We start from the raw sequence: 1,398 nt of genomic DNA on the forward strand, positions 1-1,398 counted from the left end.
TCTGTTTCATGGGTTGTATTGTACACACATGAAAGCCGCCCTGTCGCGTCAGCGGGCCGTAGGCCTCAAGGGCGGGGCTTCAGACCCAGTTTTTTGGTGAGCGACAACCTGGTTAGGGTGGACTTGGTGGAGCTAACGCAACCCGGCTTACTGGCAGTAATGCTAAGAAATGTTAAGCTAAGAGCTTAGATCCCGAACCGAGGTAGGCCCCATGGAATCCCTTTACGCCGGCGGCAACTTTTCTGATCCCTTCGCCAATCCCCCCATTTACTCTGCCATTGCCCTGCTCAGCTTTTTTGCCGTTATCTTTGGCATCCTTTTCAAGGACAAGTTGGAATACCAGGTAGCCCTTTGGCAGCTCAACCGGGATAGCCAAGCCCAAATTCGCTATCGCACTCCTGGGGTGCTCCTCACCTACAGTCTCTGCTGCTTGTTTACCTTTGGCTTTGTGGCTGCGTGTTTGAATGTGTTTGGCCTGCCTATGGCTCTGGCCGCCTGCGTCGGTGGGATCCTAGTGTTGGGCACGGCAGGCTTGGTGTGGTGGCAGTTGGGATCCCTGCTGGCTCTGTTGGCTACGGGCGGCTCCCAGGCCATAGATATTGACTCTTACGGGGCAGGAGCCGTTTTGGATCCTGAGGCAGCAGCACCTACTGAAGGGGAATAGGAGCTGGGCCACTCCAATTGACCGAGGATTTCGGCGCTGCCATGGCAAGCCTGCAAACGTTCATTCTGGAATGAACTTGAGCAAGGCTGACAAGACAAACGACACGATGAAGCAGAGTGCTCTGCTGCCATAATGGCTTCAAGCCCCGCTGCTCTCTTTCCCATGAACGAAACTGCCCAGCCCGATCTCAGAGATCTCATCCTCGCCCTGGATCGGAAGATCGACCTGCAATTTACAGAAATGCGGGGCGAGATCCGCCAGGTGGAAACAAGGCTGCAAGGGGAGATCAAGCGGCTGGAAGAGCGGGTTGACGGGGTGGCGGTCAAGCTGAACGAAAGGATTAACAGCGTCGAGGTCAAGCTCACCGAGAAAATCGATGGCGTTGAGGCCAAGCTGAACGAAAGGATTAACAGCGTCGAGGTCAAGCTCACCGAGAAAATCGATGGCGTTGAGGCCAAGCTGAACGAAAGGATTAACAGCGTCGAGGTCAAGCTCACCGAGAAAATCGATGGCGTTGAGGCCCAGTTGAACGAAAGGATCAACGGCGTCGAGGTCAAGCTCACCGAGAAAATCGATGGCATTGAGGCCCAGTTGAACGAAAGGATTAACAGCGTCGAGGTCAAGCTCACCGAGAAAATTGATGGCATTGAGGCCCAGTTGAACGAAAGGATTAACAGCGTCGAGGTCAAGCTCACCGAGAAAATTGATGGCATTGAGGCCCAGTTGAACGAAAG

The 1,398-nt window shown here is 54.1% G+C and carries 1 protein-coding gene and 1 pseudogene; both read left to right on the forward strand.

The genetic code is table 11. The annotated features are described in order from the left end of the window. The first annotated feature begins 211 nt into the window (after nucleotides 1-211). Nucleotides 212-664: a hypothetical protein gene (locus ACVWVQ_RS14240; RefSeq protein WP_457509084.1), complete on the forward strand. Its 453-nt coding sequence runs from the start codon at nucleotides 212-214 to the stop codon at nucleotides 662-664. A 132-nt stretch (nucleotides 665-796) separates the two neighbouring features. Next, nucleotides 797-1,398 (forward strand): annotated as a pseudogene (locus ACVWVQ_RS14245) (ATP-binding protein); the annotation flags it as partial.

It is taken from the genome of Thermostichus sp. MS-CIW-36 (assembly GCF_054059035.1).